6 protein-coding genes and 1 tRNA gene are annotated in these 7,648 nt (G+C 64.3%); 1 reads left to right on the forward strand and 6 read right to left on the reverse strand.

Features of this window, described 5'->3' with window-relative positions; all coding sequences use genetic code 11:
- From NBV68_RS15720 to thyA, 4 genes are all read right to left on the reverse strand, one after another.
- On the reverse strand, positions 1 to 891 hold an 891-nt coding region (locus tag NBV68_RS15720), incomplete at its 3' end, for a 2-oxo acid dehydrogenase subunit E2 (protein ID WP_296311510.1).
- A gap of 7 nt (positions 892 to 898) precedes the next feature.
- On the reverse strand, positions 899 to 1,954 hold the full coding sequence (locus NBV68_RS15725; RefSeq protein ID WP_296311513.1) for an alpha-ketoacid dehydrogenase subunit beta: 1,056 nt from the start codon (positions 1,952 to 1,954) through the stop codon (positions 899 to 901).
- The gene (locus NBV68_RS15730) at positions 1,951 to 3,261 is read right to left on the reverse strand and encodes a thiamine pyrophosphate-dependent enzyme (protein WP_296311516.1); all 1,311 of its coding nucleotides are present in this window, start codon (positions 3,259 to 3,261) and stop codon (positions 1,951 to 1,953) included. Before NBV68_RS15730 ends, NBV68_RS15725 begins: the two co-directional genes overlap by 4 nt.
- A 116-nt stretch (positions 3,262 to 3,377) precedes the next feature.
- Positions 3,378 to 4,346, reverse strand: a complete 969-nt coding sequence (thyA, locus tag NBV68_RS15735) for a thymidylate synthase (RefSeq protein WP_296311519.1) — start codon at positions 4,344 to 4,346, stop codon at positions 3,378 to 3,380.
- A 111-nt stretch (positions 4,347 to 4,457) separates the two neighbouring features.
- On the opposite strand from thyA, the gene NBV68_RS15740 reads away from it, so the two are divergent.
- Positions 4,458 to 4,534, forward strand: a tRNA-Pro gene (locus NBV68_RS15740).
- A gap of 314 nt (positions 4,535 to 4,848) precedes the next feature.
- Here the strand turns inward: NBV68_RS15740 and NBV68_RS15745 are convergent.
- Together NBV68_RS15745 and NBV68_RS15750 are read right to left on the reverse strand one after the other, a co-directional pair.
- On the reverse strand, positions 4,849 to 7,212 hold the full coding sequence (locus NBV68_RS15745; RefSeq protein WP_296311521.1) for an EAL domain-containing protein: 2,364 nt from the start codon (positions 7,210 to 7,212) through the stop codon (positions 4,849 to 4,851).
- A 100-nt stretch (positions 7,213 to 7,312) separates the two neighbouring features.
- The coding region (locus NBV68_RS15750) for a DUF3429 family protein (RefSeq protein ID WP_296311522.1) at positions 7,313 to 7,648 on the reverse strand (336 nt) is incomplete at its 5' end.

The following is a 7,648-nucleotide window of genomic DNA, read 5'->3' on the forward strand; positions in this document are numbered from 1 at the left end:
CACCGCGCCGTAGCGGGTGACGACATTGGCCTCGTCATCATAACGCGCGTTGATCATCGGGTATTGCGGGATCACCTTGCAGATCGCGGTGATCAGCAGGGGCAGCAGGGTGAGCTTGGGCTTCTCGCCCCGCGCCGCGTTCAATTGCGCGCGCAGCTCCTCCAGATCGGTGACGTCGCACTCCTCGACATAGGTGAAGTGCGGGATGTGGCGCTTGGCGGCGGCCATGTTCTGGGCGATGCGCTTGCGCAAGCCGATGACCTTGATCGTCTCGTCGCCGCGCATCTTGCTCGCCGCACCGAAGCCACTGCCGGCATTATAGGCGAGGAAGGCGTCGAGATCGGCATGACGCACGCGGCCATCGGCGGCGGGCTTCACCTCGGCAAGGTCGATCCCGAGATCGCGCGCGCGCTGGCGCACCGCAGGGCTGGCGAGGACCTTGGCTTCGGCCCGGTGTTCGGGTTCGGGCACGGGCGCCGGGGCCGGAACGGGCGCAGGCGTAGCGGCGATCGCCGCGTCGGCGTCGCTTGCATCGGGGTTCTCGGCATCGATCCGCTCGGCCACCTCTTCCGAAGTCGGCGCATCGGACATGTCATCCTCGATCTGCCCGGCGGCGGCCTCGGCTTCCTCTTCGGTCGCCTCGCCCTCACCCTCTGTCTCGATCACCAGCAGCATCCCGCCGATCGCGATGGTGTCGCCCACCTCGCCCGCCAGCGTCGTCACCACGCCAGAGACGGGGCTTTCGATGTCGATCGTCGCCTTGTCGGTCATCACGTCGACGATGTGCTGGTCTTCCTCGACCCGGTCACCGACCTTCACGTGCCATTCGACGACTTCCGCCTCGGCCACGCCTTCGCCCACGTCGGGCATCTTGAAAATGAACTTGGCCATTGTCGGGTCAGTCCTTGAGAAGCTTGTCGATCGCCTCGCCGATGCGGACGGGGCCGGGGAAATAGGCCCATTCGAGGCTGTGGGGATAGGGCGTGTCGAAGCCGGTGACGCGTTCGACGGGCGCTTCGAGGTGGTAGAAGCAGCGTTCGGTGACCAGCGCGGAAAGCTCCGCGCCGAAGCCCGAAGTGCGGGTCGCCTCGTGGACAATCAGGCAGCGCCCGGTCTTCTCCACCGAGGCTTCGATCGCCTTGATATCGAGCGGAACCAGCGTTCTGAGGTCGAGGATTTCGGCGTCCACCCCCTTCTCGAGGCACACCGCTTCGGCGACATGGACCATGGTGCCGTAAGCGAGCACCGTCAGCGCCTCACCCTCGCGCACCTTGCGCGCCTTGCCGAGCGGCACCTTGTAGTAGCCTTCTGGCACGACCGAATCGGGGTGCTTCTTCCACGGCTCGACCGGCTTGTCGTAGAAGCCGGTGAAGGGGCCGTTATAGATGCGCTTGGGCTCGAAGAAGATCACCGGATCATTGTCTTCGATGGCCGAGATCAAGAGGCCCTTGGCATCGTGGGGTGTGCTCGGGATCACGGTCTTGAGGCCCGCGACATGGGTGAACAAAGCCTCAGGGCTCTGGCTGTGGGTCTGGCCGCCGAAGATGCCTCCGCCGAAGGGCGAGCGCACCGTCATCGGCGCGATGTAGTCGCCCGCCGAACGATAGCGCAGCCGCGCGGCCTCGGAAATCAGCTGGTCGAGGCCGGGGTAGATGTAATCGGCGAACTGGATTTCGGGGACCGGGCGCAGGCCGTAAGCACCCATCCCCACCGCGACGCCGATGATCCCGCATTCGCTGATCGGGGTGTCGAACACGCGGGTCTTGCCGTGCTTGGCTTGCAGGCCGGCAGTGGCGCGAAACACGCCCCCGAAATAGCCGACATCCTCGCCCATGATGATCACGTCGGGATCACGCTCGAGCATGATGTCGAGCGCCTCGTTGATCGCCTCGATCATGTTGAGGCGGCGTTCGGTCAGGACGTTATCGCCCACGGTTGCGGGTTCCTCACTCATCCGAAGGGCCTTTCCGTGCCGAACTTGGCGATGCGCTCGCGGATCGCCTGTTCGGCCTGTTCCTCGAGGTGCCAGGGCAGCTCCTCGTAGACGTCCTCGAACATGGTGTGGAACGGGTGGTGCAGGCCGTGGCCGAGGATGCCGTTCTTCTCGGCCTCCTTGGTGGTGGTTTTCACGCGCTCGGCACATTCGAGGTCCATCGCGCTCTGGCGTTCCTCGTCCCACTCGCCGATCGCGATGAGGTGGTTCTTGAGACGAGTCACCGGATCGCCGAGCGGCCATTCCTCGCGCTCCTGAGCCGAGCGGTAGCCGGACGGGTCGTCCGAGGTGGAATGCCCTTCGGCGCGGTAGGTGAAGTATTCGATCAGCGTCGGGCCGTGATTGCCGCGCGCGCGGTTCGCGGCCCATTCAGTGGCGGCATAGCATGCCAGCGCGTCATTACCGTCGACGCGCAGCGCCGCGATGCCATAGCCAAGACCGCGCGCGGCAAAGGTGGTGCGCTCGGCCCCGGCAAAGCCGCTGAAGCTCGAGATCGCCCACTGGTTGTTGACCACGTTGAGGATTACCGGCGCGTTGTAGACTGCGGCGAAGGTGCAGGCCGAGTGGAAGTCGCCCTCGGCGGTCGAGCCCTCGCCCACCCAGGTCGCTGCGATGCGGCTGTCGCCCCGGCATGCGCTCGCCATCGCCCAGCCCACCGCCTGCGGGCATTGCGTCGCAAGGTTGCCCGAGATGCTGAAGAACGAATGCTCGCGGCTCGAATACATGATCGGCAGCTGGCGGCCCTTCAGCTTGTCGGCCTTGTTCGAATAGATCTGGTTGATCATCTCGATCAGCGGATAGCCACGCGCGATCAGGATGCCCTGCTGGCGGTAGGAGGGGAACACCATGTCGTCGCTGGCAAGCGCCATGGCAGGGGCGATCGAGGTCGCCTCCTCGCCGGTGCACTTCATGTAGAAGCTGGTCTTGCCCTGCCTTTGCCCGCGAAACATGCGTTCGTCGAAGGCCCGCACCAGCGCCATGTGGCCGAGCATGGCGCGCAGAGTGTCGGGCGAGAGGCGCGGGTTCCAGGGCCCGTGCGCCTGATTGTCATCGCCCAGCACCCTCACGAGGCCATAGGCGAGGCCCGCCATCGTGCTTGGATGCACGCCCTCGTCCGGGCGCGGCTGGTCGCCGGGCTGGCCGATGTCGATATGCGAGAAATCGGCCTTGTCGCCGGGCCGGTAGCGCGGCTCGGGGACATGCAGCGCGAGCGCCGGGCGGTTGCCGCCGCCGTCTCCCCCGGCCCCCGGATTCGCTGGATCGGCCATTCTGCGCGCTCTCCCCGTGCCGGCACACCGCTTCTGGAGGCGGGTGCGATCATTGCTTGAATACGTATTTTTATTTCACCACTGGTGAACGGTCAAGCACGGCGAGCACCGCGGCCTCACACCGCAACAGGTGCGCTGATCGGCGGCAGCGGCGCGTAATCATGCACCACGAAGTCCTCGATCCGATATCCAAATATTGTTTCGGGCTGCCGTGTCATCTCGAGCCGCGGATGGCCTTGCGGCTGGCGGGAGAGCTGCTCCTCGATCAGATGCGCATGGTTGAGATAGAGGTGGACGTCCCCGCCCATCCAGACGAGCTCGCCGGGCTCCATGCCGACCTGCTGGGCGATCATCGCGGTCAGCAGCGCGGCCGACCACAGGTTGAAGGGCAGGCCCAGCGCGACGTCGCAGCTGCGCTGGTAGAGCACGCAATTGAGACGGGCGCTCTCACCCTCGCCTGCGACATGGAACTGGTAGGTCTTGTGGCAGGGCGGGAGCGCCATGCGATCGAGCTCGGCGACGTTCCAGCCCTCGATGATGTGGCGGCGGCTGCCGGGGCTGGTGCGCAGGGATTCGATGACGGACGCGACCTGATTGATCCCCTCGCCCTTTTCATAGAGCCCGTCGGGGCGATAGCGAAAGGTCGGCCAGTCCACCCACTGCTTGCCATAGACCGGACCGAGATCGCCCCAACGGTTGGCGAAGGCCTCGTCCTCGGCAATGCGCTGGACAAAATCATGGAGCCCGATCGGATCGCCCGTTTCGCGGACATATTTCGCGTGCGGCCATTCGTTCCAGATCTTCACGCCCTGCAGCACCAGCGGGCGGATGTTGGTTTCGCCGGTCAGGAACCAGAGGAGTTCGCGCGTCGCGGTCTTCCAGTAGACGCGCTTGGTGGTGAGCAGCGGCATGGCGCCGCCGCCGAGATCGAATCGCAGCATGCTCCCGCACACCGAACGTGTGCCGATGCCGGTGCGGTCGATCCGCTCGCTGCCCGTCTCCCAGATCTGGCGCATCAGATCGAGATATTGCTGTTCGGGATGCGGTTTCGCCGGGGCTGAGAGGGGATTCGCGAGGCGGGCCATGCCCGCGACCATAGCGCGCAATTGCCCGCTTGCCACCATGACCATCGCCACCTATAGGGCGCGCCTTGCCTCGACCCGCGTGGCATTTTCGTGACGCGGGACCGACACGGTCGGGGAGTAGCTCAGCCTGGTAGAGCACTGTCTTCGGGAGGCAGGGGCCGGAGGTTCGAATCCTCTCTCCCCGACCAATTTCCTTGTTCATTTTTGCGGCAAAAGCGCGGCCCGGCATCGGGCTTGCGCTGGCTGCCACACTGCACGCGATGCGCGTTAACCCTGATTCGAGAGGATTTGGGTTGCCAGACAGGAGCGACCGCCGCACGCGGCGCAGCCGATGCGAATGACCTCCGAAAACAAAAAAAGCCCCGGTTTCCCGGGGCTTTCCTGTCATCTCAGCGGCAGCCTATTAACGGGTGCCAGTGATCTCGTAAAACCATGCCCACATAAAGGCCTCCGTAGCATTGTTAACCCGATGCCCGGATGTGTAACACATTATTAACCCTAATCAAGCGTTAACTGCGGCCCTCCCGCCGCCCATCATCGCGAGCAGCTCGGGCATTCCGATCGCCTGCGAAAAAAGATAGCCCTGCGCCTGGTCACATCCCATCGCACGCAGCGCCGCCGCCACCTCGGGTTCCTCGACACCCTCGGCGACGACCACCTTGCCGAGTGAATGCGCGATCTCGATCGTCGCACGTACCACGGCGCGGCTTTCTTCCGACTTCGCCATGTGCTGAACGAACTTCTTGTCGATCTTGAGTTCGGAGCTGGGGAGCTTCTCAATATATTCGAGGTTCGATTCGCCCGTGCCGAAGTCGTCGATCGACAGGCAAATGCCGCGCGCCTTCAGGGCAGCGATCTGAGGCGCGATCCGGTGGTCCTCTAGCTTGGCGGTCTCGGTCAGTTCGAGCGTGAGGTTTTCCGGCGGAAAATTGTAACGCCCGAGCATGGTCATGATGTCGAACAGCAGGTGGGTGTCCGACAAGCTCTTGGCCGACATGTTGACCGCCAGCTTGAAGCGCGGATCCAGCGCGATCGCCTGCTTGCCTTCGACCAGCGCGGTTTCCATCACCACCAGGGTGAGCTCGTTGATCCGGTCGCCGGCTTCAGCAGCGAGCACGAGATCCTGCGGATTGACGAACTCGCCCCCGTCGGGTCGCCAGCGGATCAGCGTCTCCGCGCCCACGATCCGGCCCGAGGCGAGATCGATCTTGGGCTGGTAGGCAACCCCGATGTTGCGATCGCGCAGGCCTTTCTCGAGCACGCGGATCAGCTCGAGCCGCTGGTTGCGCGCTTCCAGATGCGCGGCATCATTGATGATGAAGCGCACCCCGCGGGTTGCCGCCTCGTCGGCCGCCTGCATGGCCTTCTTGATGCGCAAGGCAATCGGCAGGTCGTAATTGGTATCGACCCCGATCGCGGGCGCACCGTTGGACGATTGCCAATCATGGCTGATCGCGGTCTTGAGCATCAGCGCAAGGCCATCGGTGTGGCGTTCGAGCTCGACATTCTCCATCCGCGGCGCAAGCCAGATCAGCACGTCACGCTCGAAGGCGATATCGCCGACCTCGCCCGGGCCCTTCACATAGCCGATCAGCGTGTTGACGAAGTCGCCGATGTCGCGCGAGCTCCATTCTTCGGAAAGCTCGGACAGATTGGCGATCTTGAGCGCAAACACGTCCCAGTCTGCGTTGGCCTTATGGGAGCTGATCGCCGTCGTCGTCATCGCGTCGATGCCGGCGCTGAAATACTTGTGATTGATGCGGCTGAAACCGATCGCGGCAAACAGGATCGCGAGGATGGCCGACATCATGTCGATGTTGATCGTGAACTCGTCGAGAAAGAAAGCGGCCACCGGCAGCACGGCTACAGGCAGCCACAAGACCCCCATCGTTCTGCGGCGGCCCAGCGCCTGAGCTACAATGACGGCGGCGGCGAGCAGGATCGGCGGGAACCACATGAGGTCGAGCGGCTGCCCACGCTTCAGCGTATTGGCTCCGAGGATCTGGAAGTATGATCCGGAGACCTTCCCGTAGAAGGGGTGGCGATGCATGTCCGGAGAATCGACGAATGTCGTTCCGATGATTGCAGACTTGCCCGCGAGTTCCTTCGCCCCGATGCGTCCGCGCAAGACATCGACATAGCGATAGGTCGGGATGGAATTGAGGTTGAATGCATAATCGGGACGGTAGCGTGCTGCCCCGCCGCGGTAATCGGCGAGCACGACCGAGATCGAACGGTACTTGGCTCCTTCGAATTCGACATCGGTCGGTATCAACATGGACAGGCCAAAAGGGCTGAAGAAGCTCACCATCGACGCTAGCCGAGCTTCCTTGCCGAATGCTGCAACCGGAAGGATGGGTTCGCTTCTCTGAAACCCTGTCTCACTGCCCGGTGCCATGGCCAGCCACACCTTGCCGCGGTGCCTGGCAAGTGCGTGCGCGAAGGCCGCATCGCTTTCAGGCGTTTCAGGATCCGCATGAGCGCGGTCAAAAACGATGCGCTTGACCCCGGCCTCCACGAGCTGGTCAATGATCGCGCTGTCCTGATACCGGTTCGTCCCGGGCTGTTTGAGTTCGTTCAGCGTCGCATCGTCGATCGCGATCAAGACGATGTCCTGCGATGCTGGACGCATGCGCAGCTGCGCGCGGGCCAGCCGCAACGCGTCCTCGGCCGGGAGCGGCATTTCGATCGCCGCCGAGACCACCCCGAACAGGATCGCCATCGCCGCCACCTTGATGCGCTTGCGACGCAGCAGGTCGGCGCCCGAGCGGCGGTCCAATCTGGCCTTGAGCACGACCTCTTCGCGTTCGGACGAGCCGAAAGCGCGCCGCATCCTGTCGGCCAGAGACTTGAGCGATGCGATCATCAAACGCGCCATCCCGTGGGGAACCCCGAGCTTCTCCCTAGGCCGCGTTGGTTAATTTATTGCAAACAGCGCACCCTCGCCCGCTCGCGCGCCTGGCGCGCTAAATGACCTGCGGCGCGATCAGGCCGAGCGCGATCGACAGCACGCCCAGCCCGATCGAGAGGTGCCAGCGCAGCCGCAGGAAGTCGGGCGCGGCATAGCCCAGCGCCCGATCGACCAGCGGCGAGGCGAGGATCAGAGCGCCAAGATAGAGCAGCGCCGGGCCCGGCCACTCCCAGCCGAAGGTCCAGGGCAGGAACAGAGCCACCGCTATCAGGCTCGGCATGACCGCGAGCACATAAGCGCCGGTGGTCGCGCGGCCACTCGCCAGCGCCTGCCCCCACCACACCCCGCCCAGAAAGCTGAAGATCGCCGCCGCATAGGCATAGCCGCCCGC

Origin of the sequence: Erythrobacter sp. (genome assembly GCF_023653175.1) — a bacterium.
Classification (GTDB): domain Bacteria; phylum Pseudomonadota; class Alphaproteobacteria; order Sphingomonadales; family Sphingomonadaceae; genus Erythrobacter.